At 33.3% G+C, this 25713-nt stretch carries 29 protein-coding genes and 1 tRNA gene; 13 read left to right on the top strand and 17 right to left on the bottom strand.

The genetic code is table 11. From position 1 onward, the window contains the following. Positions 1 to 63: 63 nt before the first annotated feature. The 6 genes from Q4566_RS02740 to Q4566_RS02715 form a co-directional block, all read right to left on the bottom strand. A complete protein-coding gene (locus Q4566_RS02740; RefSeq protein WP_303418003.1) occupies positions 64 to 951 on the bottom strand; it encodes a DUF4835 family protein in 888 nt (295 codons plus the stop codon). After that, positions 951 to 2156: a bifunctional phosphopantothenoylcysteine decarboxylase/phosphopantothenate--cysteine ligase CoaBC gene (coaBC, locus tag Q4566_RS02735; protein WP_303418001.1), complete on the bottom strand. Its 1206-nt coding sequence runs from the start codon at positions 2154 to 2156 to the stop codon at positions 951 to 953. The genes Q4566_RS02740 and coaBC overlap by 1 nt, the downstream gene beginning before the upstream one ends. Before the next feature lie 9 nt (positions 2157 to 2165). Beyond that, positions 2166 to 2495, bottom strand: a complete 330-nt coding sequence (locus tag Q4566_RS02730; RefSeq protein WP_150940403.1) for a DNA-directed RNA polymerase subunit omega — start codon at positions 2493 to 2495, stop codon at positions 2166 to 2168. 12 nt (positions 2496 to 2507) lie between these two features. After that, positions 2508 to 3308, bottom strand: a complete 801-nt coding sequence (locus tag Q4566_RS02725; protein ID WP_303417996.1) for an outer membrane protein assembly factor BamD — start codon at positions 3306 to 3308, stop codon at positions 2508 to 2510. Positions 3309 to 3426: 118 nt separating this feature from the next. Then, positions 3427 to 4305 carry a 4-hydroxy-tetrahydrodipicolinate synthase gene (dapA, locus tag Q4566_RS02720; protein ID WP_303417994.1) on the bottom strand — a complete coding sequence of 293 codons (879 nt, stop codon included), beginning with the start codon at positions 4303 to 4305 and terminating at the stop codon, positions 3427 to 3429. 3 nt (positions 4306 to 4308) lie between these two features. Further along, positions 4309 to 4830, bottom strand: coding sequence for a DUF6913 domain-containing protein (locus Q4566_RS02715; RefSeq protein WP_303417992.1), 522 nt, complete (start codon positions 4828 to 4830; stop codon positions 4309 to 4311). 58 nt (positions 4831 to 4888) lie between these two features. On the opposite strand from Q4566_RS02715, the gene Q4566_RS02710 reads away from it, so the two are divergent. Both Q4566_RS02710 and Q4566_RS02705 read left to right on the top strand, forming a co-directional pair. Beyond that, a complete protein-coding gene (locus tag Q4566_RS02710) occupies positions 4889 to 5647 on the top strand; it encodes a 5'-nucleotidase C-terminal domain-containing protein (protein ID WP_303417990.1) in 759 nt (252 codons plus the stop codon). Positions 5648 to 5650: 3 nt separating this feature from the next. Continuing rightward, a complete protein-coding gene (locus tag Q4566_RS02705) occupies positions 5651 to 6568 on the top strand; it encodes a bifunctional UDP-sugar hydrolase/5'-nucleotidase (RefSeq protein ID WP_303417988.1) in 918 nt (305 codons plus the stop codon). A 24-nt stretch (positions 6569 to 6592) separates the two neighbouring features. Here the strand turns inward: Q4566_RS02705 and Q4566_RS02700 are convergent, their stop codons facing one another. The 4 genes from Q4566_RS02700 to Q4566_RS02685 form a co-directional block, all read right to left on the bottom strand. Then, positions 6593 to 7261: a hypothetical protein gene (locus tag Q4566_RS02700; protein WP_303417986.1), complete on the bottom strand. Its 669-nt coding sequence runs from the start codon at positions 7259 to 7261 to the stop codon at positions 6593 to 6595. 137 nt (positions 7262 to 7398) lie between these two features. After that, positions 7399 to 9402, bottom strand: coding sequence for an NAD-dependent DNA ligase LigA (gene ligA / locus Q4566_RS02695; RefSeq protein ID WP_303417984.1), 2004 nt, complete (start codon positions 9400 to 9402; stop codon positions 7399 to 7401). Continuing rightward, positions 9402 to 10247 (bottom strand): peptide chain release factor N(5)-glutamine methyltransferase, encoded by an 846-nt coding sequence (gene prmC, locus Q4566_RS02690; RefSeq protein ID WP_303417982.1) that lies wholly within the window; start codon positions 10245 to 10247, stop codon positions 9402 to 9404. The genes ligA and prmC overlap by 1 nt, the downstream gene beginning before the upstream one ends. After that, the gene (locus Q4566_RS02685; protein WP_303417980.1) at positions 10238 to 10735 is read right to left on the bottom strand and encodes a GNAT family N-acetyltransferase; all 498 of its coding nucleotides are present in this window, start codon (positions 10733 to 10735) and stop codon (positions 10238 to 10240) included. Before Q4566_RS02685 ends, prmC begins: the two co-directional genes overlap by 10 nt. A 53-nt stretch (positions 10736 to 10788) precedes the next feature. Here Q4566_RS02685 and Q4566_RS02680 point away from each other — a divergent pair, with 53 nt between their 5' ends. The 4 genes from Q4566_RS02680 to Q4566_RS02665 are packed head-to-tail and all read left to right on the top strand — an operon-like array spanning position 10789 to position 13473. Continuing rightward, on the top strand, positions 10789 to 11244 hold the full coding sequence (locus Q4566_RS02680) for an LEA type 2 family protein (protein ID WP_303417978.1): 456 nt from the start codon (positions 10789 to 10791) through the stop codon (positions 11242 to 11244). Positions 11245 to 11246: 2 nt separating this feature from the next. Next, positions 11247 to 12251, top strand: a complete 1005-nt coding sequence (gene ribD, locus Q4566_RS02675; RefSeq protein WP_303417975.1) for a bifunctional diaminohydroxyphosphoribosylaminopyrimidine deaminase/5-amino-6-(5-phosphoribosylamino)uracil reductase RibD — start codon at positions 11247 to 11249, stop codon at positions 12249 to 12251. Further along, the gene (locus Q4566_RS02670) at positions 12244 to 12855 is read left to right on the top strand and encodes an HAD family phosphatase (RefSeq protein ID WP_303417973.1); all 612 of its coding nucleotides are present in this window, start codon (positions 12244 to 12246) and stop codon (positions 12853 to 12855) included. Before ribD ends, Q4566_RS02670 begins: the two co-directional genes overlap by 8 nt. Positions 12856 to 12864: 9 nt before the next feature. Continuing rightward, positions 12865 to 13473: a YigZ family protein gene (locus tag Q4566_RS02665; protein WP_303417970.1), complete on the top strand. Its 609-nt coding sequence runs from the start codon at positions 12865 to 12867 to the stop codon at positions 13471 to 13473. On the opposite strand, the gene Q4566_RS02660 is transcribed toward Q4566_RS02665, so the two are convergent. After that, a complete protein-coding gene (locus Q4566_RS02660; RefSeq protein ID WP_303418127.1) occupies positions 13470 to 13874 on the bottom strand; it encodes a thioesterase family protein in 405 nt (134 codons plus the stop codon). The two genes, Q4566_RS02665 and Q4566_RS02660, sit on opposite strands and share 4 nt — an antisense overlap. 190 nt (positions 13875 to 14064) lie before the next feature. Between Q4566_RS02660 and dnaA the strand changes: the two genes are divergently transcribed. The 3 genes from dnaA to Q4566_RS02645 are packed head-to-tail and all read left to right on the top strand — an operon-like array spanning position 14065 to position 16697. Then, the gene (gene dnaA, locus Q4566_RS02655; RefSeq protein WP_303417968.1) at positions 14065 to 15492 is read left to right on the top strand and encodes a chromosomal replication initiator protein DnaA; all 1428 of its coding nucleotides are present in this window, start codon (positions 14065 to 14067) and stop codon (positions 15490 to 15492) included. A gap of 12 nt (positions 15493 to 15504) precedes the next feature. Further along, complete coding sequence (locus Q4566_RS02650) at positions 15505 to 15960, top strand: low molecular weight protein-tyrosine-phosphatase (RefSeq protein ID WP_303417966.1); 456 nt, start codon at positions 15505 to 15507, stop codon at positions 15958 to 15960. 20 nt (positions 15961 to 15980) lie between these two features. Continuing rightward, positions 15981 to 16697, top strand: coding sequence for an SAM-dependent methyltransferase (locus Q4566_RS02645; RefSeq protein ID WP_303417964.1), 717 nt, complete (start codon positions 15981 to 15983; stop codon positions 16695 to 16697). 7 nt (positions 16698 to 16704) lie between these two features. Here the strand turns inward: Q4566_RS02645 and Q4566_RS02640 are convergent, their stop codons facing one another. The 4 genes from Q4566_RS02640 to dapF form a co-directional block, all read right to left on the bottom strand. After that, entirely contained in the window at positions 16705 to 17361 is a 657-nt protein-coding gene (locus tag Q4566_RS02640) for a peptidoglycan-binding protein LysM (RefSeq protein ID WP_303417961.1), read from the bottom strand. A gap of 665 nt (positions 17362 to 18026) precedes the next feature. Continuing rightward, positions 18027 to 19070 carry an endolytic transglycosylase MltG gene (mltG, locus tag Q4566_RS02635; RefSeq protein ID WP_303417959.1) on the bottom strand — a complete coding sequence of 348 codons (1044 nt, stop codon included), beginning with the start codon at positions 19068 to 19070 and terminating at the stop codon, positions 18027 to 18029. Next, positions 19071 to 19595, bottom strand: coding sequence for a GNAT family N-acetyltransferase (locus Q4566_RS02630; protein ID WP_303417957.1), 525 nt, complete (start codon positions 19593 to 19595; stop codon positions 19071 to 19073). It abuts the gene before it with no gap. After that, a complete protein-coding gene (gene dapF, locus Q4566_RS02625; protein WP_303417954.1) occupies positions 19592 to 20365 on the bottom strand; it encodes a diaminopimelate epimerase in 774 nt (257 codons plus the stop codon). Before dapF ends, Q4566_RS02630 begins: the two co-directional genes overlap by 4 nt. A gap of 194 nt (positions 20366 to 20559) precedes the next feature. Between dapF and Q4566_RS02620 the strand changes: the two genes are divergently transcribed. The 4 genes from Q4566_RS02620 to Q4566_RS02605 all read left to right on the top strand — a co-directional run bounded on the left by Q4566_RS02620 (position 20560) and on the right by Q4566_RS02605 (position 24550). Beyond that, positions 20560 to 21963 carry a trypsin-like peptidase domain-containing protein gene (locus Q4566_RS02620; protein ID WP_303417952.1) on the top strand — a complete coding sequence of 468 codons (1404 nt, stop codon included), beginning with the start codon at positions 20560 to 20562 and terminating at the stop codon, positions 21961 to 21963. A 136-nt stretch (positions 21964 to 22099) separates the two neighbouring features. After that, complete coding sequence (locus tag Q4566_RS02615; RefSeq protein WP_303417950.1) at positions 22100 to 23548, top strand: glyceraldehyde-3-phosphate dehydrogenase; 1449 nt, start codon at positions 22100 to 22102, stop codon at positions 23546 to 23548. A gap of 140 nt (positions 23549 to 23688) precedes the next feature. Beyond that, positions 23689 to 24291, top strand: a complete 603-nt coding sequence (locus Q4566_RS02610; protein WP_303417948.1) for a tRNA (guanine-N1)-methyltransferase — start codon at positions 23689 to 23691, stop codon at positions 24289 to 24291. Positions 24292 to 24464: 173 nt separating this feature from the next. After that, positions 24465 to 24550 (top strand) — tRNA-Leu (locus Q4566_RS02605). 29 nt (positions 24551 to 24579) lie between these two features. On the opposite strand, the gene Q4566_RS02600 is transcribed toward Q4566_RS02605, so the two are convergent. Both Q4566_RS02600 and Q4566_RS02595 read right to left on the bottom strand, forming a co-directional pair. Continuing rightward, positions 24580 to 25146: a TlpA disulfide reductase family protein gene (locus Q4566_RS02600; protein ID WP_303417946.1), complete on the bottom strand. Its 567-nt coding sequence runs from the start codon at positions 25144 to 25146 to the stop codon at positions 24580 to 24582. A gap of 108 nt (positions 25147 to 25254) precedes the next feature. Next, the gene (locus Q4566_RS02595; protein WP_303417944.1) at positions 25255 to 25680 is read right to left on the bottom strand and encodes a DUF5606 domain-containing protein; all 426 of its coding nucleotides are present in this window, start codon (positions 25678 to 25680) and stop codon (positions 25255 to 25257) included. Positions 25681 to 25713 lie beyond the last annotated feature (33 nt).

Below are 25713 nucleotides of genomic sequence, written 5' to 3'. Positions count from 1 at the left end.
CTATTAGTAGTATTAAAAATCAAAAAATAAATATAGTGAAATGGACGTGATAAAACCGAAGAATTAAAACTTAATACTTTGCCATTTACTGGTGTACATTGGGGCAACTTTTTGGAGCGTTTCTTTTACTTCAGAAATATTAACGTTTGGTCCCTCAGTAAAGATATCTTCAATTTCATCCGATTTCGCATCAAAAAACACACGTAATAAAAATGAATTTGGACGACGGTTATTCATCGCTTTAAATTCTAGTAAACTTGCAGCGATAGCTTCCTTGCCTGCTTTTACATTCGTGTGCATTTCATCCAATCCTTTTCTGTGATAATCGTACAAAACAGATCGAAATTCCTTAAAGGTTGGCGATAAAATATTATCAATTAAAGCAAACCTACTTTGTAGACCATCTTCTAATTTCCAGCCCTTATAATTACCTTGTTGCGAGTAATTAGTAATCACTTGTGCTTGTTTATAAAATTCTTGTCCGCCATTTTCTGAAAACGTATCCGCATCCAAAGCTAAAACCATATAAACATGGAATGCCAAAACTGAAATTAAATTGGATTCAAACTGCGTAGGATTGTAAATGATATTTTGAAATTCTAAATAATTAAAATTAAAATCTTTATCATTAAAGTTATAAACTGGCGTGCTGTATGAAGATCCGTAAATTGGTCGTGACGATTGTACTTGAATGGTGCCTTGAAACGACTCACCGCTATAATTGCTCAGGTTAATTACCATACTACAATTAATACGCTCTTGAGGTTTGTAGATTTTACTAGTCCACTTTGTATTATTTATAAACTCTGTAATTTGTTTTTCCAGGGTTTTAAAAATAGGAAAGTTTTCATTGCCTGTTTGCTGTGCGTTAACCACAACGTTGCAGTTTAGTTCTTGTGAAAAACCTTGAAATCCTAAAAAAAGTAATACTAAAATGAGTAGGTTACGCATTAAATATGTGATATTATTTTATTTAATAAGTCTGAAGCAACTTCTGCTTTTGATTTCAATTCAAATGCAGTAATTTTATTTTCATCATCAATAAAAGTTACTTTATTCGTATCGCCTTTAAATCCAGCACCTTTATCGTTTAACGAATTTAAAACAATTAAATTTAAATTCTTTCTTTTTAATTTTCCTTTTGCATTTTCAAGCTCATCTTGAGTTTCTAAAGCAAAACCAACTAAATACTGTTGTTTTTTAATAGATCCTATAGATGCTAAAATATCTTTAGTTTTCTCCAGCTCTAATGTTAACGACGTACTGTTCTTTTTTATTTTCTCAACAGCGACTTCTTTTGGCTTATAATCGGCCACTGCAGCAGAAAGGATGGCCACATCTGCCGATTGAAAATGATCATGAACAGCGTTGTACATGTCTTGGCCACTTACTACTGGGATAACTTTTATTAAACTATGAGAAACTGTTTGAGAGGTTGGTCCCGTAACTAAAATGACTTCTGCACCTAAATTAGCGGCTTCTTTAGCAATTTCAAAGCCCATTTTCCCGCTTGAATGGTTTCCTATAAAACGTACAGGATCGATAGCTTCGTAGGTTGGGCCGGCGGTAATTAGTATTTTTTTTCCGCGTAAGGGTAATTTGCCTAAAATATCATTTTCAATAAAACTGATAATATCTTCTGGCTCTGCCATGCGACCTTCTCCAACTAAACCACTGGCTAACTCACCGCTAGTGGCAGGAATCATAATATTATTAAAGTCGTTTAATTTCTCAAAGGATTGTGCTGTAGTTGGGTGTTTATACATATCCAAATCCATGGCAGGCGCATAATAAACAGGGCATTTAGCCGACAAATAGGTTGCTAATAATAAATTATCGCAAACCCCATTGGCCATTTTTGAAAGTGTATTAGCTGTAGCAGGAGCCACTACTAAGAAGTCAGCCCAAAGTCCTAAATCCACATGACTATTCCAAACAGCAGTATCTTCATCTTCATTTGTAAAAGATGAATAGACAGGATTTTTAGAAAGTGTAGATAATGTTAAAGGTGTTACAAACTCTTTAGAAGCAGGGGTCATAACCACCTTCACGTTTGCACCAGATTTTACAAACAACCTTACAAGTGAGGCTGTTTTATAAGCGGCAATACCACCCGTAATGCCTAACAGTATGTTTTTGCCGCTTAATATACTCATATAAAGAAATTATTCCTGAGAATCTTCCTCAGTATTTCTAAAATAAATTTTATCAGTTAACCATTCTTGAACAGCTAACGCATGAGGTTTAGGTAACTTTTCGTAAAATTTAGACACCTCAATTTGCTCTTTGTTTTCAAAGATTTCTTCAAGACTATCATTGTAAGTAGCAAATTCTTCTAACTTATCAATAAGTTCCTTTTTAATCTCTGTATTAATTTGCTCTGCACGTCTTGCGATAATAGAAATTGACTCATAGATGTTCTCTGTTGGCTCATCTATTTGATTTCTATCGTAAGTAATTGTATTAACCGGAGCGTTGGTTTTTTTTAAATCCATTTGTAATTGTATTTAACTTTGTGAGCTGTAATTTTCTAATTCTTCTTTTAATTCTTCTGCCATATCTTCAACATCTTCCTGATATTTAGAATCGGCATAATCTTTCTTGAACTCAATATAATATTCTTCCGCAGTTTCTAAACGCGTCTTTTTCTTTCTTTCGATACTATTGATAGCCAATTTATAAGCTGAATCGAACTTGTAAAAATAGGCATCTTCTAGAAACGTAGATCCTGGATTTTCAAATATAAAATTATCAAACGACTTCATAGCCGCTTCAAAATCTGAAATTGTATTGTACTGCTTAGCTATTTCAAAAGCTTTCTTTTCTAATTTAATAGATAATTCCTTTGTTAGTGCGTTAGCCTCTGAAACATACTCAGATTCTGGAAACAAGTTGATAAACTCCTGAAGCTTTTCAATCGCTTCGGTAGTTTGACTTTGATCTTTACTATACACTGGTGATAGTAAATAATAACTTTTTGCACTTAAAAAAGAAGCTTCCTCTAATTTTTCACTTTTAGGATAACTTGATGCAAACTTTTCTAATTGATAACCTGCAACATAATAATCCTTTATATAATAATATGACTTTGCATACAGATACATTAATTTTTCGGCTTGAGGTTTCCCCCTATAATTCGGTACTATTTGAGCAAAAAGCGTGTTAGCTTTATTATACTCGCCCTCATTATATAACGTTTCTCCCATTTTGAATTTTTCGGAAATATCTTCCGCCTTCAAAGTCTTGTGATATTCGCTACAACTTGTTAAAACTGTGAATACTACTAATAAATAAAAAAGCTTGTTCATAAATTTTTAAACAGAATGCAAAATTAAGTGATTAATATGGATTTTAAAAATATAATTTCAAAGCTAAAGTAATTGCTTAACCTCACCAAATTCAAGGTTTAAGTTATATTTAACACTACTAATAGTTATTTACAAATGCTGCAATCTTCGTTTTTAAAGCATCTGATGCTGGAACAAGTGGCAACCTAACGCTATCTCTACATAAATCTAAAGCTTCAAAAACACCTTTTATACCCGCTGGATTATTCTCTTCAAAGATAAGACCAATAACATCAATCAATTTAAAATGAAGTTTAAAAGCTTCTTTAGACTCCCCTTTTAACCCTAAACGAATCATTTCAGAAAACTCCTTTGGAAAACCTTGTCCGATTACAGAAATAACTCCTGCTCCTCCTGCTAAAACAACGCCTAAAGCTAAATCGTCATCTCCAGAAATAATTAAAAAGTCTTCCGGTTTGTTTTTGATTAAGTCATAGTATTGAGACATGCTATTTCCAGCCTCCTTAACACCAACAACATTTTTAAAATCGTTTGCTAACCTTATCGTTGTTTCTGCTTCGATGTTTTTTGAAGTTCTTCCTGGTACATTGTATAAAATAATATCGATAGGACAAGCTTCTGAAATCGCTTTGAAATGCTGATAAATCCCTTCTTGAGTAGGTTTACTATAATAAGGTGTTACAGATAAAATCGCATCTATAGCGCTTAAATCTGTATTTTTTATTTCTTCTATAACGACAGCAGTATTGTTTCCACCAATACCTAAAACCAATGGTAAACGACCATTATTAGCTTTTGATATCGTTGCTATAACGTCCTTTTTTTCGTCCTTTGTTAAAGTTGCACTTTCGGCGGTTGTTCCACAAATTACGAGATAATCTGTACCGTTATCAATATTATAATTAACGATTTTGGTTAACGCATCATGATCTATACTTAAATCGGCATTAAACGGGGTAACCAATGCCACTCCAGTTCCTAGAAACTTACTATTCATTCTTTACTTAATTTTATTTAATATCCTTAGGTATTTAAAAACTTCGGTTTTAAATACACTAAATTCTTTTAACTTGGTTTTAATTATTAAATCGTTTAACCGTTCATCTGTTTGCAAAACTCCTATTTTAAATTTTGCCTTAGAGCGCACTGTTAAAAATTTCAACTCTAATAGATCTTCGGTGTAATAACTCATTAATACATCAAACTGAGTGTCTAAAAAAGTTTGTAATTCTATATTCTTTATATCGCCGTTTCTTTTAAAATCTTCTAGATAATAACAATTAACAAACGACTGAGATTCATCTTTTTTATTGGCTGAAAAACCAATAATTTTTAAATTATTAGACTGAATATCAATTTCATTTGCTAATTTTTCAAACAACGTCACATCATCAAATTCATCTACATTTATAAGAACTCCTAACGTTTTTGCGACCATGTTATCAGACTGAACTACTCTTTCTGATAACAATTTATTAATGCGCTTTTTTATAGATTTTTCCTTAAAAACCTTTAAAATCATTTATCTTTATAATTTGCGCAAAGGTAGCAAAAGTACGTTCAATATTTAAGATTTTAGAATGAGGTTTACACATTTAATTTATTTGTTATATTTTTTCATTTTTCTAAATTGTAAAAACAGTAAAGTTGAACTTTCAAAAATTGAAGCAAGCCAGATTCAAGTTACTGATTCTCTAAATATTGACGCTTCTCTCGAGGCTTTTATTGCACCATACCGTAATCATATCCAAAAGGATTTAGACAGCGTGATATCGTACGCTACAGACACTTATTCTAAAACAGACGGCGAATTAAACACTGCAATTGGCAATTTAATGGCCGATATTGCCTATAAGCAAGCCAACCCCGTCTTTTTAAAAAGAACAGGTAAGAATATCGATATGGTACTACTAAATTATGGTGGCATTCGTTCCATTTTACCTAAAGGAAATATTACCAAAGGTACCGCATTTAAAATGATGCCTTTTGAAAACAGTATTGTTATAGCTGCAATTAAAGGTAACCAAGTAAATGATTTGGTTAATTATTTGATTAAAGCAAAAAAATCCCACCCCATTTCTAAACTAAAGATCGTTATTGATAAAAATAATGTATTAACAGAAGCCAAAATAAAAGACCAAAACATCATTGCCGATAAAACATACTATGTGGCTACCAACGATTATTTATACCAAGGCGGAGATGGTATGACGTTTTTTAAACCCAATGACAGTCTTTACACTTTAGATTATAAAATAAGAAATACACTTATCGATTATTTCATGAAAACCGACACGATAAACCCAATTCGAGACGACCGATTCATTCAAACAAAATAAACCATGAAACGCAGAGATTTTATACAACAAGCATCAGTAGGAACCGCTTTAATTTCATTAGGCGGTTTGGGTTTACAATCGTTTTCTACAATAAACAACTCTAAAAAAATCACCATTTTACATACTAACGATGTACACAGCCACATTGACGCTTTTTCACCGGACGACCCGAGAAATCCAAACCAAGGTGGTGTAGCTAGACGTGCGACATTAATTGAGTCGATTAGAAAAGAAAACCCGAATACCTTACTCTTAGATGCTGGTGATATTTTTCAAGGTACACCATACTTTAATTATTATGGTGGTGAATTGGAATTTAAACTGATGAGTAAGTTAAAATACGACGCTGCCACCATTGGAAATCACGATTATGATAATGGCATCGAAGGGCTTTATGCTCAATTACCTCATGCCGAATTTGACTTTATTTCCTCAAATTACGATTTTTCGAACACCATAATGGACACGCATACCAAACCCTATAAAATTTTCAAAAAAGATGGTATTTCCATAGGTGTATTTGGCTTAGGCATAGAATTAAACGGTTTAGTAACACCTGCTAATTTTAAGGAAACAAAATACTTGGACCCTATCGAAGTTTCACAAGACATGACCAGACTATTAAAAGAAGAAAAGGGTTGTGATCTTATTATATGTTTATCACATTTAGGATACGATTACGGGGATCACAGCAGTAAAGTTTCAGATATAAAATTAGCGAAAGCTACAGAAAACATAGATTTAATTATTGGAGGACATACCCACACCTTTTTATCTAAGCCTACAATAGTTAAAAATAAAGCAGACAAAAACACGCTTGTAAATCAAGTGGGATGCTATGGTATTAATGTTGGACGCATTGATTTTTATTTTGACACTAACAAAAACAAGTCGGCAAATGGCGTTTCAATTACAGTATAATTGAACGTCTAAATAGATTGATATTTAGTTATTATCTAATTTCACTCGCGTTTCTTTCCCCTCTTCATTTAAATATTGTACTTGCATGTAAAAACAGAAAAAGGCAGCTAAAGCAAATGATTTCGAGATTATACCAAGAAAATCTTTTTCTACAACATATGTATTAGCTAACCAAATCACTTCTGAAAACACAATTAATACCGATCCAAGAAATAAGTACATAGCCTTATTATTTTCTTTATGAATATAATTTAACAATCCAATAGACAATAGCGTTACCATGATCACATTATATAATATTTCTATATAATATTTATATGTAAAACCAATAAATGGATGCACAATCGATTGAAGCACATAAACAAGATATATATTCAGCACTAACAAAACGATAAGATGAACCTTAAAACGTTTTAATAGATAGCTAAAGTCAGTTGATTTAAAAATTTCTAATAACAGAAAAGTATAGGCAATAATATACATGATATTACCCAATAAATAATACAATTCATAATTAAAATAACCGACAAATAAATCGAGTAAATCTGATAATGCGAATAACAATATAAAACCTGTAAAGTAAAAGGTCTTTTTTTTCTCAAAAGCAAAATAACCTAAAGCAACCAAAGGTACAAGAAGCACTTCAGTAAGAGTCATTAACATATTATCCTCCCCTTCAATTTGAAAATACACAAACAAAAAGTAGACAATACAAATTAGAACCGCTAACAACCTTGTCTTCCACATACAGAATAGTAATATTGTTAAAAACAAATATAACTTATTCAATATGGAAAACCCGTAAAAACAACTAATTAACTGATAATATTTTATGCAAAATTAACTTTACGTAAGAATTCGTCTTCACTCATTAACAAAACACCTAATTTTTCTGCCTTATCCTTTTTACTTGGCCCCATGTTTGATCCAGCCACGATATAACTCGTTTTAGAGGAAATTGAGCTACTTACCTTTCCGCCGTTATCTTCAATAAGTTTTTTTAACTCGTTTCTCGAAACTTTTTCAAACACACCTGTAACTACAATAACATCGCCTTTTAGTAGTTCTGTCTGACCTTCCAATTGAGCTTCAGACATTTGTAATTGCACTCCAAAAGACTTCAATCGATTTATCGTTTCTATATTTTCTTCGGAAGCAAAAAACAAACTCACACTTTTAGCTATTTTTATTCCTATTTCATCTACTGCAACCAAATCTTCCTGAGAAGCACCGATAATAGCATCAATATTCTTATAATGTTTTGCTAATTTTTTAGCTACGGTTTCACCCACATAACGAATGCCTAATGCAAACAAAACGCGCTCAAAAGGAATGTTTTTAGACTGTTCAATACCCTGCACCAAATTATCAGCACTCTTTTCTGCCATACGCTCTAGCGGAATAACTTGCTCTTTAGTTAATTCATATAAATCTGAATAATTCGAAATTAACCCTTCATTGACTAAAAGCGCAACGGTTTCTCCTCCTAAACCATCAATATCCATGGCTTTTCTGGAAATAAAATGTTGAATACGCCCTATAACCTGAGGCTTACATCCGTTGTAATTCGGACAATAATGTTGCGCCTCCCCTTCCTGACGCACCAATTCGGTGTTACACTCCGGACAATGCGTAATATATGTAGTAGGTTCTGAATCTAATGGTCGTTTGGTTAAATCAACACCTAATATTTTAGGAATAATCTCCCCGCCTTTTTCAACATAAACTTCATCGCCAACTCTAATATCTAATTTTTCAATTTGATCGGCATTATGCAAAGAAGCTCTTTTAACGGTTGTTCCTGCTAACTCCACAGGCTCTAAATTCGCCACTGGCGTTATCGCACCAGTTCTACCTACTTGATAAGTAATACTATTTAATTTTGTAGAAACTTGTTCCGCTTTAAACTTGTAGGCCATCGCCCATCGTGGTGCTTTGGCAGTATACCCTAACTCTTCTTGATGTTGTAAATTATTAACCTTAACAACCACGCCATCGGTTTCGTAAGGCAATGCATGGCGATGCTCATCCCAGTAATTTACAAACTCCAAAACTTCATCTATAGAATGCGCCAATTTAGCAGCATCGGGCACTTTAAACCCCCACGCTCTAGCCTTTTCTAAACTTTCAATTTGAGATTTTATATTAAGTTTTGTTCCTGTGATGTTATAGAGTAAACATTCTAACGGACGCTTTGCAACTTCAGCACTATCTTGAAGTTTTAAACTTCCTGACGCCGTATTTCTAGGGTTTCTATAAGGCTCTTCCCCTATTTCAACGCGCTCTTCATTCATTTTAATAAAACCTTCAAAAGGCAATACAATTTCGCCACGAATATCAAATTTAGGCGGAAAATCACCTTTTAGTTTTAATGGAACCGATTTAATGGTTTTCACGTTAGCCGTAACATCATCACCTTGAAATCCGTCGCCACGAGTTACCGCTCTTACTAACATACCATCTTCATAAGTTAAACTTATTGAAGCGCCATCGTATTTTAATTCACAGGTGTATTGAATATCACCATCTACCATCTTTTTTACACGTGTTTCCCAGTCTTGTAAATCTTCTTTAGAATATGAATTATCCAAGGAATACATTCGGTGCTCATGAACAATGGTATCAAAATTCTTGGTCACAGCACCGCCCACACGTTGTGTTGGAGAATTGGGATCAAAAAATTCTGGATGTTTTAATTCTAATTCTTGAAGTGTTTTGAGTTTTAAATCAAAATCGTAATCTGAAATTTCTTTTTGATCTAATACGTAATAACTATAGTTATATGCGTTTAATTCGTCACGCAACTTTTGCAATTCTTGTTCCACTGTATTCATTAATTCTTTACACCTTTTATCATTCTATCCTTTCTAAAAATATCTTGTTTCAACTCAATATTAGAAAACTCATATTTTTGTAATAATCGAATCATTTCATTACCTAAAAACTCATTGATTTCAAATAGTAATTTACCCTGATCTACTAAATTTTCAACCGAAAACACGGTGATCGCTTTGTAAAACTGAAGCGCATTGTCATCTTTCACAAATAACGCCAAATGCGGTTCATTTTCAAGCACATTGGGTTTCATGAGTATTTGTTCCTGCTCTCTCACATAAGGCGGATTAGAAACAATAATATCAAATTTTATATCGTGAACGGTTTTTGAAGTTAGGATATCCGCTTCAATAAAGGTCACATTTACAGCGTTTAATTCAGCATTTGTTTTAGCAACTTCTAAAGCGGCTTTACTCACATCTAAAGCATAAACAGAAGCGTTTTTTAAGTATTTCGCTAAGGATATCGCTATACAGCCGCTACCTGTGCCAATATCGAGAATATTAATTTTATCGTTTTCATTATTGTGTTTCAAAATCCATTCTACTAACTCTTCAGTTTCTGGTCTTGGAATTAAAACATTTTTATTCACCTTAAAAGGCAAACCATAAAATTCGGTTTCACCAATAATATATTGAATGGGTTTATATTTTTTAAGCTGCTTTAATGCTTTGTGAATAGCCTCATCATCTTCAATCGACATCTCAGTTTCCATAGCCAGGTCAATACGAGACACCTTATAAAAAGCATCAATTAAGGTATAAAAGAAACTATTGACTTCTTCGGTTGCGTATAAGGCATCCAGTTCTTGATGAAACTTCTTTTGTATATCTTTTAGTCGCATAATTCTTTTATCATCCAGATACCACAAGCATGGTGTCCAGTGTTTCCTAAAGCTGAATCTAAATGCTTAAACCCGTTATCTTCGTAAATACGAATGGCAGCTTTTAATTGCGGTGCCGATTCTAAATAACATTTTTTATAACCGAAATCTCGGGCTTTCCTAATACAGTTTTGTATTAATATACGCCCTAAACCTTTCCCTCTAACTTTTGGTGAAAAATACATTTTCTGAATTTCGCATATTTCGGTTTCGTGATTTTTTAATGGTTTTATTCCACAGCCACCTAATACTTTTCCATCAAGTTCTACGACAAAATAAACCTCCTTTTCATGCTGATAAGCCTCAAACATATTTTGTGTTTCAGGATCTGTATAAACTGTTCCTTCTAAAGGAATTTCAAACTCATAAAAACAAGAACGAATAACTTGCTCAATTTGAGCGTTATCCTGAGCTTCAATTTCTCGAATAACTATAGTATCTTTACTCACTTTAATACGGGATTTTGAATTAGTGAAGATACGCCAAATCGCAAAAAATTGAAATGAAAAAGCTTATAATCTTATCAACAATATTTCTAACCTTACTCAGCTGCGCTGTTAGAGAGCAACCAGAATTTCTTGGGGTTGAAAACATCAAAATTTCAGAACGCACATCACAATACATCACTTTAAACGCTGATGCGCTATTTAAAAACCCCAATGATATTGGCGGAAAACTTATTACCAAAGGCTTAGATATCTATGTTAACGATAATAATGTGGCTACAGTTAATGCTGCAACCTTTAAAGTGCCTGCTAAAAAAGAATTTGCGATTCCTTTAACTTCTACAATCCCTGTAGACAGTTTGCTTAGCGATAGAAACTTAACCAGTTTATTAGGGAGTTTTCTAAACAAAAGCATAAAAGTGCAATATAAAGGCGATATAAAATATAAAGTTTTTGGATTTTCAAAAACATATAATATTGATAAAACTGAAAACATCAAAATTAAATTATAGCATTGAATACGCACGAGATCTACATAAAACGCTGCATTGAAATTGCTAAAAACGGCTTAGGAAGTACTAGACCCAATCCTATGGTAGGCGCAGTAATTGTACACAATAACAAAATTATTGGTGAAGGATTCACAAGCACGTACGGCGGAAATCACGCTGAAGTAAACGCCATAAATTCAGTAGCTAACAAAGCACTTTTAAAAGAGTCTACTATTTATGTGACTTTAGAACCCTGTTCACATTATGGAAAAACACCACCTTGCAGCGATTTAATTATTAAAAACAAAATCCCGAATGTGGTTATTGGCTGTATTGACGATAACGAACAAGTTGCAGGCAAGGGCATTGCTAAATTAAAAGCTTCGGGGTGTCAAGTAATTGTTGGAATTCTAGAAGATGCTTGCAAAAAACACCACAAACGTTTTTTTACTTTTCATAATAAAAAACGTCCGTATATCATTTTAAAATGGGCTGAAACTGAAAACGGTTATTTATCACCCGAACAAAAGGACGAACAAAAACCCGTTTGGATAACATCCCCATACTCTAGGCAATTAGTACACCAATGGCGCACCGAAGAACAAGCTATTTTAATCGGAACCAACACCGCGTTAGATGACAACCCGAGTTTAACGGTGAGAGATTGGACAGGTAATAATCCAACGCGAATTGTTATAGATCGCCAAGAAAAATTACCAAAAACGCTTTCTGTTTTTAATAATCAAGCCGAAACCATCACCATTACCAACAAAACCGTTGACTTCTCTAAACCTTTAGCAAAACAAATTTGTGATTTGCTTTTTGAAAACCAAATAAACTCTGTGATTATTGAAGGCGGCGCAAAAACATTACAAACCTTTATTGATGAAAACCTCTGGGATGAAGCTAGAGTTTTCAAAGGAGCCATCAGTTTCAGAAACGGCACTAAGGCACCAAAATTTACGGGATCATTAACTTCCGCAGAAAAAATAATGACCGACACACTTAAAATTTACACCAATGATTAAAACCATTATATTCGATTTTGGCAACGTATTTATCAATTTAGATATTCCAGGAGCACAAAAACACGCCTTTGAAACTCTTGAAATCGATTCCTTTTCAGAAGAAATTCAAGCATTCAATAGTTTCTATGAACAAGGACTTATTTCCACAGATGAATTTTTAGATTTTTATGCTGAAAATTTTCCGAAACTTTCAAGAGAAGAACTTAAGGATGTATGGAATTACATGCTGAAACATTTTCCGCCAAAGCGTTTAGAGTTTATAAAAACGCTCAAAGCTTCCGGTAAATACAAACTCATCCTATTGAGTAATACTAACGAACTTCACATTGACCATATCAAGGAACAGGTTAACTTTTTTGATGAATTTAAAAACTGTTTTGATAAATTTTATCTTTCACATGAAATCAATTTAGCCAAACCAAATTATGACATATTCGAATATGTTTTAGAAGAAAATAATCTTAAAGCTGAAGAATGTCTTTTTATAGACGACAATAAGGATAATATTATAAGTGCGGATGCATTAAATTTTAAAACCTGGCATATAAACCCAGAAACCGAAGACGTTTGCACACTTTTTGAAACAAAAAGCAACCTATTTTAAAGCTATTTTTTGATAGAAAAAGACACATACAAAACCATTACCAAGTCCCCTGAACCCACATTATTCAAGGAAAAAAACAGTAAGTTTTTCGGATACGCTTTCCCTGTAAAAACTGAAGACGATGTAAAAGACTGTTTAACTGAGGTTAAAAAAGAGCACCATTCGGCAAGACATTGGTGTTACGCTTACCAAATGGGCACAGAAACCATTTCTTATCGTGCCAATGATGATGGCGAACCGAGTAATTCTGCAGGAATGCCCATTTACGGACAAATACAATCTTTTGATGTTACCAACATTCTTATTGTTGTAGTTCGTTATTTTGGAGGTGTGAAATTGGGGGTTGGCGGATTAATAAGCGCGTACAGAACTTCTGCGCAACTCACCCTTGAAGCTTCGAAAATCATTAAAAAAACCATTAATATAGATTACCGCATCACTTTCGATTACAAAAACATGAATACGGTGATGCGTATTATCAAGGAGAAAAAATTAAATATTATCAATCAGAAATTAGAACTGGATTGCCAAATAACCATCTCGATAAGAAAAAAGGAAGCCGATGCTATTTTTGATATTTTCAACAATCTCTACGAAATAGAAATCAAAGAAATTTAAGACATAGCATCAATAGCGTCTAAAATATATTTTGGGGGTCTCGTCGGTTTATTCGTTTTCTTATCGATAAAAACTAAAATCGTACTTGCTGTAGTTAAAATTTCACCTTTTTCATTGGTAATTTCATAGTCAAATTCAATCTTAACAGAAGGTGTTTTTTTTAGTTGAGTTTTAACATTAATTACATCATCATAACCCGCTGATTTTTTATAGTTTAGAGACATCGAAACTACAGGAAGCATCACCCCTTCCTCCTCCATTTTTTTATAAGACACTCCAATCTTACGAAGCCACTCAATACGCCCCATTTCAAGGTATAACGCGTAATTTCCGTGATAAACCACCCCCATTTGGTCGGTCTCACCATATCGTACTCTTATTTGTATTTCATCGAATTTCATAAACATAATTGGATATTTTTTTGTAGCTTCGGCTAGAGGTTAAACATGAGGAAAAAAATCTAAATATTCAATAGCATTTCATTTTTTTTTTAAGATTTTTGTTCACATATTTGCTGCACTATTAAAGAGGGCACGAAGAGTTCGTTCTTCGCTTATTTCTAACTAACAATAAAACCTATAATTAACAACAATGAGTGTAACTGCGCAATCGGTATGGAATAACTGTCTTGAATTTATAAAGGATAACATCCAACCGCAAGCATACAAAACATGGTTTGAACCTATTGTCGCAGTTAAGTTAACAGGCACTGCATTAAGTATTCAAGTACCAAGTAAATTTTTCTACGAATGGCTTGAAGAACATTATGTAAAAATCCTTAAAGTTTCACTCACAAAGGAGTTAGGAGAAACAGCCAAATTGGTTTACATTATTAGAATGGAAAACACCTATGGCAATAAGCAACCTTTTACAGAAAAAATTCCGAGTTCAAACCGTTCTGCTGTAAAATCGCAAAATGTTGATATTCCACTTAACAATAAAAGTCCAGAATTACGCAATCCATTTGTGATTCCAGGTATTAGAAATGTTAAGATTGAATCACAACTTAACCCGAATTACAGTTTCGAAAACTTCCTAGAAGGAGATTCTAATCGACTGGCTCGTAGTGCAGGGTTAGCTGTCGCTGCTAAACCAGGAGGAACCTCTTTCAATCCCCTATTAATTTTTGGAGGTGTTGGTTTAGGAAAAACACACTTAGCACATGCTATTGGTGTAGATATTAAAGATAAATACCCAGAAAAAACCGTTTTATATATTTCAGCTGAAAAATTCACACAACAATATATAGACGCTGTAAAGAAGAACAACAGAAATGATTTTATTCACTTTTATCAAATCATTGATGTTTTAATTATTGACGACGTGCAATTCCTTTCAGGAAAAACAGGAACTCAAGATGTGTTCTTCCATATATTTAACCATTTACATCAAAACGGTAAACAGGTTATTTTAACAAGTGATAAAGCACCTGTTGATATGCAAGACATTGAACAACGTTTATTGTCGCGTTTCAAATGGGGATTATCAGCCGAATTACAAAATCCAGACTTTGAAACTCGTGTTTCTATCCTAAAAAACAAACTTTATCGTGACGGTGTTGAAATGCCTGAAGATATCATTGATTACGTTGCTAAAAACATCAAATCTAATGTTCGTGAGTTAGAAGGTGCTATTATTTCATTAATTGCCCAATCCTCTTTCAACAAGAAAGAAATCACTATAGATTTAGCTCGTGTTATTGTAGAGAAGTTTGTGAAAAATACCAAACGCGAAGTTTCTATAGATTATATCCAAAAAGTGGTGTCAGATTATTTCCAAATGGATATAGACACTTTACAATCTAAAACTAGAAAACGTCATATCGTTCAAGCTAGACAATTAGCCATGTTTTTCGCTAAGAAATACACCAAAGCTTCTCTAGCCAGTATTGGATCACAAATAGGAAAAAGAGATCACGCTACGGTTTTACACGCTTGTAAAACGGTTGACAATCTATCTTCAACAGATAAACAGTTTAAAAAATATGTTGAAGACATTACTAAAAAACTTTCTGTATAAAACTTTTTCGTCATGACTCATATATTGATGGTTTGCTTGGGAAACATTTGCCGTTCTCCCCTAGCTGAAGGTATCATGAAATCTAAATTGCCTTCTGAAGGTTTTAATGTAGATTCTGCAGGAACTGCTAGTTATCACATTGGATCAGCTCCCGATAGACGCTCTATTGCAGTGGCAAAAAAACACGGTTTAAATATTTCGAATCTTAAAGGCAGACAATTTGTTGTTTCAGATTTTGATCGGTTTGATTACATTTATGTGATGGATGCTTCGAACTACCAAAACGTATTAGACTTAGCAAGAACTGATGCGGATCGTAGCAAAGTAAAATTTATACTTAATGAAGTATATCCGAATGAAAACTTTGATGTTCCAGATCCTTATTATGGTGGAGACGATGGTTTTCAAAATGTTTATAATATGCTAGATGAAGCTTGCACAAAAATCGCAAACGATTTAATTTCTTAACCAGATAACTCCTTGAAATAATGACAATAGCTAGCGGTAAACTCTATTTAATCCCAACAACTTTAGGTGAAAACGACCCTATGGAAGTACTCCCGATAACGGTGAAAAAAATTATAGAGCAAACCGATACGTTTATTGTTGAAAATGAAAAAACCGCAAGACGTTTTATTAAAAGAATTTGTCCCGAGAAATCACAGCCTTCATTAAAACTCTTCCTCCTTAATAAACATACAGATATAGCAGATTTGCCAAGTTTTCTGGAACCTTGTGCTACAGGTATTAACGTTGGTTTACTTTCGGAAGCCGGTTGTCCTGGCGTTGCCGATCCTGGTGCCGATGTGGTTAAAATAGCTCATGATAAAAACATCAAGGTGATTCCACTAGTTGGACCATCTTCTATATTAATGGCTATGATGAGTTCTGGAATGAACGGACAAAGTTTTGCTTTTAACGGCTATCTTCCTATCGATAAAGGCGCACGTAAAAACGAAATTAAACGTTTAGAACGTCTATCTTTTGAGCACAACCAATCACAGTTATTTATTGAAACACCTTACCGTAACAACAAAATGATTGAAGATTTAGCTGCCATTCTAGAGAACAACACGCATGTATGTGTCGCTTGTGACATTACACTACCTACAGAATTTATAAAAACACAAACTGCAAATGAGTGGAAAAAAAATAAGGTAGACCTTCATAAAAGACCCACCATATTTATAATTCATAAAAACTAAGCGCTTTTTAGATCGCTTTTGCTTTTTTATCCGGTTTAATAAAAGAGGTATCGTAACCTGAAAAACGTTTCATGTAATAACCAACAGTTGTACCGTAGCCATCTGAAAAGTTATCAATACCATAACTTCTTAAATATTTTTTCACACTTCCAGGACCTGCTAAATGCGCAGCGGCTAAAATACCAGACTCCGTAACCACGATACCATTTACACGTTTTCCAACAAAGTTCTTGATATCACGTCTTAAAATCCACTTGTTACGTGCTGTATTCGCAATAAAAGCATTTTCCTGTAATCTCGGACTGTTTAAAAATTGATCAGGATTATGAACTCCTAATAATTTTAATGTCCCTTTACCAAATTGATACTTACCTAAATAACCGTAAGTATTCACTACTGAATATTTTCCTCGGGATTCCTTAAATGCCAAAGCTTCTTTGAAACCAACAAAAGATTTCCCTAAATAAGGTGTGAAAATTTCCTCATTGTACTTTTCAGGTGCTGTACTTTCATCTATAACCTCCAAACTAACGGTATAATCTAAATCTAACCCCTCAGTCGAATATTTACTAGAATCAAAACTTTCGTTTGTTCGAAACGAAAAATACAATAGTGTTGATATTGTAAGTGCGAGAATTCCAAAACTTGCAATATTTTTTACCATAATTTTAAATTTTTTCGGTGTGTTTTTAATATAAAATCACCCTTGAAATTTGAGCCTGCAAAATTAAGCTTTTTATTAATAACTTCAAAATTAATCGTTTAACTGTTTCCTTTTATTGAACAATAGACGAAATACACTCATTTTCATTAGGGTTTCACTGTTAAAACTTGCTAAATTCATGCATTAAATTCAAACTAAAATTATGACTTAACGCTATACTCAACTCGTTTATTATGTCGAAAAACTCATTTATTTAAACTATAACCTTCTATTAAACAGAAATTTACAGAAACCATTTTATGGCTAACAAATAAACTTGACCCTATTAAGTCTTAGGAGATTATCTTTTTAATAACCTACTAAGTACTTCCTGTTCAAAAATCAACACATACTAACAAATGCTATACCAATAGCATGATTTCATACGCCCTTCAGTGCTTTATCGCGTTCAAAAAGATCTTCTAAACGCATTTTAAAGCATATTAGGCTTCAAATATTAATTAAATTTACGACGATACCCTTATAATTCTTACGACATATCATGTCGTTACAAGACCACTTATTAAACGGTATCAACTTATCAATCCGTATTTAAAAGTCTTATACGTAAAACTGGATTAAATAGATGTATTAACCCTTGAAAAAAAATAATTGTATAATTCCGGCTATTTTCTGATGCCTTGGGAAGATAAATAACGCCAATATTCAGTAGCATATCTATTATGTTGCGCTAGCGTTTTTGAAAATTTATGAAACCCCAAACGTTGTGCATCAGCTACAAAAAATAAGTAATCATGATCTTCGTAGTTTAAAACAGCATCTATAGCCGTAATATCAGGCATGGCAATTAACCCTGGAGGTAAACCTCGGTGTATGTAAGTATTGTATGGAGAATCAATATCTTTATGCACATTTAACACACGCTTAATTACGGTATCTTTATACTCAGGTAGCTGATATGCAGCGTATTTTAGCGTTGGATCTGCCTGCAAAGGCATCCCTATTTTAAGCCTATTTATATAAACTCCAGCTACTCTTGGAAGTTCTGGTGCCTGCTTTGACTCTTCATGAACAATAGATGCTAAAGCAATGACTTGATTCACGGTTAACTTCATAGACTCAGCCTTTTTAATCCTTGTAGGATTCCAAAATGCTTTAAATTCCTTTAGCATGCGATCTCTAAAACCTTCAGCTGAAGTATTCCAAAAGAACTCATAACTATTAGGAACGTACATTCCTAAGGCTGTAGCCGAAGTAAATGAGTTTGTATCTAAAAATGTAGGATCTGTCATTACTTTTAATAAAGACAAGCTATCGGCCTCGATTTGTTCTGAAACCCGTCCTGCTAATTTTTCTAGACTTTCTTGGTTGTTAAAAGATAAGCGTATAGGCAAATTTTTACTTCTAATAGAATTAATAATATCGTTATTATTCATGCCCTTTCTAATCTCATAACGTCCAGCTTTGATATTACTAACATATTTCTTTTGCTTTGCTAAGGCATCAAAACACTCAATGTCAACTAATAAAGGTTCTAATTGAGAACGCACATCTTGATAAGTAGCATCCGAAGGAATAAAAATAAAAGCCGAAGCATTATTAAAGGCCGTATTTGGTTTCAACATCGCTTTGTAAACAAAATTTGCAAAAAAAACGGCGGCAACAAGTCCTAAACCAACAATGACAAGAAGTATTTTTTTTATGTACATTTAATTATTAATAAGTTGAAATAAATATTCGTTTCTAAATGAGCCACCAACAAAAGTCCAATCTTTTTTAATTCCGATTTTTTCAAAACCATGATTGGAAAACAATTTGATACTAGCTTCGTTTTCTTCTGAAATATTACAATATAATTGATGTAAATCTAAATGTGTAAAACAATAATCAATTAGTAATTCTAGTGCTATGTTACCATAACCCTTTAATCTATCACTAGGTGTTTTGATTAAAATGCCAACACCAGCACGTTTATTTTTAAAATCGAAATCAAACAAATCAATCAGTCCTATAGCTTCATCGCTATAATTTGAAATAACAAGTCGCAATTGCTTGACCTCGTAAATATCTTTATGTGCGTTTTCTAAATACTGTTTAATAAGAAACTTAGAATAAGGTGTTTGCGTACAGCTAATTTCCCAAATAGATTCGTCATTTTCCACTTGATGGATAAAATCTAAATCTTCAGGTTCTAAAGCCCTTAAATAAATGGTATCACCTTTTAAAGTAATCATATCTTACCTTCAAAAACATAAGTAGCAGGCCCAATTAACCAAACATCATTATAAGCTCCGTTTTCTACATTAAAACGTACTTGAAGCTTACCTCCTTCTACATTTAAAGTAACTTTATTACTTTGAGTTTCTCCAGTGGCATGCATGGCAATAGCGACTGCTGTAACACCAGTTCCGCAAGATAAGGTTTCATCTTCAACACCACGCTCGTAAGTTCTTACTCTAAAAAGATCATCAGACACTTTTTGAACAAAATTTACATTCGTTCCAGCCTCATTATAAGGTGCGCCATAACGAATTCCAGCCCCCTTTGTTTTTATATCAAAATCTTGAATCTTTTCTTCAAACTGTACATGATGTGGCGATCCTGTATTTAAAAAAACATGATTATCATGCTTTTCAACAACATCAACATCAAGCATCTGTAAGTTTACAATACCATTTTCAATAGTGGCATGATGCAAGCCATCAATAGCTTCAAACACTGCTTTATTAGTAATCACACCTAATTGCTGAGCAAAGGCCACTAAACAGCGTCCGCCATTTCCACACATCGAACTTTCGTTCCCATCAGCGTTGTAATACACCATTTTAAAGTCATAATCGGGATGATTTTCTAATAAAATAAGCCCGTCTGCCCCTATGCCAAAACGTCTGTCACATAAAAAAGCAACTTGTTTGGTATTATTTTTGTCGAATGTTTGCTGACGATTATCAATCATCACAAAATCGTTTCCTGTTCCTTGGTATTTATAAAAAGTCTGTTGCATAATAGGGCGCAAAGATATGATTTTATACTGTTTTTTTGATTGTTAAATCGCAGTTAAAGTTGAATTCACGATTCAATAAATAATTAATTTTAATCATTATTAGAAAGATTCGCTTTCTGAAAAAGAATAAAAAACACTGAAAAACAGAGGGTTTACCTCTACAAATAAATTTAAAATAATACTTAAACGAAATTATGAAGAAGATTTTATCAATGGTACTCGTTTCAGCTTTAGGTGGTATTTTTACCTTAAGCGCTTACAAAGTTTTTATTGAAGATAACCATCCAGATTTAGTGACAACCACCGAATCACAACCCGCATTACTACCAACTACAAACGTAAATAACACCTACAAGCCATACGAAACTCCAGATTTTTCGCTTGCCGCGGAAAACACAGTGAACGCTGTAGTTCACGTTAAAAATGTGACTTTAAGTTCTGGACAAATGACTTTTCAGGATTTTTTCTACGGAAGAAGTCCTCAACGTGCCCAAGTAGGTACCGGTTCTGGAGTTATTATTAATGCTGATGGTTATATTATTACCAACAACCACGTGATTAAAAACGCGCAGGAACTTTCGGTAACCATGAATAATAACAAAACTTATACTGCTGAATTAATAGGAGCTGATTCTAAAAATGACATCGCACTATTAAAAATTGATGCAGTTGAAGCATTACCTTTCGTGACTTTCGCCGATTCAGACAATGTCAAAATTGGTGAATGGGTTTTAGCTGTTGGTAACCCTTTCAACTTGACCTCTACAGTTACAGCGGGTATTATTAGTGCCAAGTCTAGAGATTTATCTGGAACAAGTTCTCAATCCTTTATTCAAACAGATGCTGCGGTAAATCCAGGAAATTCTGGTGGTGCACTCGTTAACACTAACGGTGAACTGGTTGGCATTAATACCGCCATTTCATCTCAAACAGGATCTTATATCGGTTATTCCTTTGCTGTTCCTAGTAATATTGCTAGAAAGGTGATTGAAGATATTTTAGAATACGGAAATGTTCAAAATGGTATTTTAGGCATTCAAGGTGGTGCCTTAAATAGTGCTGTCGCTGAAAAAATTGGCGTTAACGAAACAGAAGGCGTTTATATTGATAGCGTTGTTGAAGGTTCTGGAGCTGATAAAGCTGGACTTAAAGAAGGTGATATTATTAAGGAAATTGACAATATAAAGGTTTCTAAATTCTCAGACCTTACAGGTCATTTAAGTGCTAAACGTCCTGATGATGTTGTAAACTTAAAACTTTTAAGAGATGGCTCAACCGAAATGGTAGCAGTAACATTGGCGAAAAATGACACTTTCAACATGCCATTAGTTGGGCGCATTAAAAACGCAACGCGATCAGAATTAAAACCATTTAACTTGAAAAATGGCGTTAAAATTATTCAGTTAAATGGTGAATATGCACAATACTGGAAAAACAATGGTATTTCCGAAGGCAGCATTATCACGACAATAAATGACACAAAAGTGACTACTGTAGACGATGTGCAAAACATCTTAAAACAACGATCTCCGCATGAGTCACTTCGTTTGGAACTCATTAACACAAATGGTGAGCGTGAACGTTTCAATTTCAGATAATCGTTATATATAAACCAACTAATAACCCTTCAAAATAATCTAAATTTTGAAGGGTTATTTTTTTGTTATACCTTTTTAGGAAAACATTTGGAATTGCTGTTTACATTAAAACCAACTAAACACAACCATTTTACATATGACTTCTAATAAAAATTACGAAAAGGAATTAGCTTTTCAAGCAGACCGCAGAAAAGCAACTGTTGAATTTATTAAAATAGTAAGTGATCTTTGGTACGACAAATCAATTGAATTGGTTCTTTTTAGAAATCAGTTAATTGATAGAAATGTGAGTCAGATTTTAAGTCTACATGAATACGCTGGGAAGTTTGTTCAAAAACCGATTTCTATTTTTAATACCGTTGAAATCGCAAAAGCTATTGAAGCTCTCGATATTCCTCCAGCAAAATTAGATATTGGTAAACTCACTTACGAATTTCACTTCGAAGGTTCTAATTCTAGCGATGCCAAGGCTTTTATTTCAGATAAATTGAAAGATGCTCATAAAAACGGAAACATTGCACCTAAAGATGTTGTATTGTATGGGTTTGGCCGAATTGGTAGGTTGGTTGCTCGGGAACTCATGCTACGTACAGGAAAAGGCAGTCAGCTACGATTAAGAGCCATTGTTACTCGTGGTACTATAGACGCTAAAATTTTAGAAAAACGAGCGGCCTTATTACGAAATGATTCTGTTCATGGTGATTTTCCTGGAACCGTTTCCATTGATATAGAAAATGAAGCACTCATTATAAATGGTACAACCGTACATATTATATCTGCAAATAATCCAGAAGATATCGATTATACCACATACGATATAAAAAATGCTTTAGTTATAGACAACACAGGGGCGTTTAGAGATAAAAATAGCCTAAGTAACCACTTAAAAGCTAAAGGTGTACATAAGGTATTACTAACAGCGCCAGGAAAAGAAGTACCAAATATAGTGCATGGTGTAAACCACAAAGCATATAACCCAGACAACCTTGACATTTTTTCAGCAGCATCTTGCACAACAAACGCTATTACCCCTATTCTAAAAGCGATTGAAGATTCGTATATCGTTAAGAGCGGTCATTTAGAAACGATCCACGCCTATACAAACGATCAAAATCTAGTAGATAATTTTCATAAAAAGTACCGTCGTGGCCGTGCGGCTGCTTTAAATATGGTGATTACCGAAACAGGCGCAGGAAGTGCAGTTGCTAAAGCTTTACCTAGCTTAGAAGGAAAATTAACATCGAATGCTATTCGTGTTCCGGTGCCAAACGGATCGTTAGCTATTTTAAACTTAGAAGTTGAAACCCATACTACAGTAGATGACGTAAATAGTACTTTAAAAAGATATGCATTGGAAGGGGATTTAGTCGAGCAAATAAAATATGAACTTAGTGACGAATTAGTTTCTAGTGATATTGTAGGTTGTTCTGCACCTGCGATTTTCGACAGTAAAGCGACTATTGTAAGAAAAGATGGAAAAAACATTATTCTCTATATTTGGTACGATAATGAATATGGATATAGTCATCAAGTTGTAAGGCTAGCAAAATATATTGCTAAAGTTCGACGTTATACATATTATTAAAAAAATATAATCTAAATCGTGTTTTAACTCGTATTTAAAACGGCCTCACATGTTGAGGCTTTTTAAGTATTCACTATTTATAGTAAACATTATTTTATACATTGCAAAAATTAGAAAAATCACAAAACATCATGCCAAAAATGAAACGCATCAAATCATCACTTTTAATAGTATTTACCTGCCTTTTATCATTCCAAACATTTTCTCAAACAGAAACTGACGATGATGGTTTATCTTTAAACAGTGGTACTATTGACAGCCAATTTGAGTTTGTAATTCAAAAATCAAATAAATATCAAGATTATAAAGTTGTTAAAAAAACTTGGTTATACACTTTAAAAGCACACACTTTAGATTCGTTAAACGCGGTTAGAAAAGATTTAGTGGCTACTCAAAATGTAGTGAGTACCCAAGAAGGAGAAATTTCAAGTTTAAAAGAAAAATTAAACAGCACACAAACTGACTTAGATCAAACAAATATTGAAAAAGATAATATGTCTTTGTTTGGATTACAACTGGGGAAAGCAAATTACAACATACTTATGTGGTCTATTATTGGTGCGCTTTTAGCATTTTTACTTTTCTTCATTTATAAATTCAATAATAGTAACGCAGTTACTAAGGAAGCCAATAAAAATTTAGCTGATATTGAAGAAGAATTTGAAGAGCACCGCCGTTCGGCTTTAGAACGTGAGCAGAAAGTACGTCGCCAGCTTCAAGATGAATTAAACAAACATAAATAATCGCTATAAAACGCTATAGCAATTAAATAAAAAAAGCTAAAACCTGAGTGACGCCATTCAAGTTTTAGCTTTTTTATTTTTTAATATTTATTTAATTGAATTAAAATTTTACTAAAACTTAAAAACTTGTAGAACAACATTTAAAACTTCTGTATATTTGCCCACTAAATTAAGCGCACGTGGCGGAATTGGTAGACGCGCTGGCTTGAGGGGCCAGTATCCGTTTTAGGATGTGGAAGTTCGAATCTTCTCGTGCGCACTTTAATTTAAACAACAAAATCAGTTATTCTAAAGGTCTACTGCCAACAATTCATCTATAGTTTTCCTTACCTCCTTACTATCCCAATTCGCAGCACCTGTTTTATCTATAATCACATGGCCCGATTTATCAATTAAAAAAGTTCTAGGAATACTGGTGACATTAAAAATTTTAGGGTGAGCCGTTCTTGGTACAAAGGTTTCAAAAGTATATCCTTTTTCTTCTAAAAAAGTATTGGTTAGCGAATGATCTTCATCAGAGATAAATACAAATTCAACCTTGTCCTTATAATCTTCGTAAAGGGCTTGCATGCTTGGCATTTCGGCAATACAAGGCGGACACCAAGTACCCCAAAAGTTAATTAAAATAACCTTGCCTTTACTAGCCTCCAGGTTAATAAGTTCTCCAGATTTAGTTTTTAATAACCAATTGTAATCTGTTAAAACATGTTGATTTTCTTTTGCTGTTGTTGACGGACTAAAAAGCGCTAAACCTTTGTTTATCCAAATCTGAATGGGCTGACGTGTTTGAGGTATAATTAGTAAAATTATAACCACAACGAAGAACATATTTTTTAAACTCAAATTTGATTTCATTCCTTTTAATATAAACTTAAGAAGTTAAAACAACAACTTAAAGTAGTGATTGTGTATAAAAAAACCTCCCAAATAGGAGGTTTTTTATCAATTATATAAATAATCGTATTATTCTTCTTCAGCGGTTTTAGCTTCTTCAGCATTAACCAAATCATCTAATAGGTTATGTTTTTGAAGTAAGTTATACCATTGTATGACTTTCTTAATATCACTTGCGTACACACGATCTTCATCGTAGTCAGGCAAAATTCCGAAGAAATATTCCTCTAACTTATCTTTACTATCTTTAGCTTTTACTGAAGTTTGTTCTCCGTTTTCTTTAACTTTTATATTTTCAAAAACCTGTGCTAATGGCACTTCTTCCGTCAAAGTATAAATAGCAATTTCACTTAATACACTAACATTATTCTGTACACTTACAGAAATACGTTTGTTATCGATTAAAGACTCCGCAACAAAACCACCACGTGTTTGTGTTACTAATTTATACAATCCTGGTTTTCCCGAAATTGATATAACTTTTTCTAAACTCATATATTACTTTTTAATAGTGGCAAATATCAAATG

The sequence above is a fragment of the Tamlana sp. 2_MG-2023 genome, from assembly GCF_030548465.1.
GTDB lineage: Bacteria > Bacteroidota > Bacteroidia > Flavobacteriales > Flavobacteriaceae > Pseudotamlana.
The sequence above is the reverse complement of the archived record's forward strand: the minus strand, read 5'-3'. Positions and strand labels throughout refer to the sequence as shown.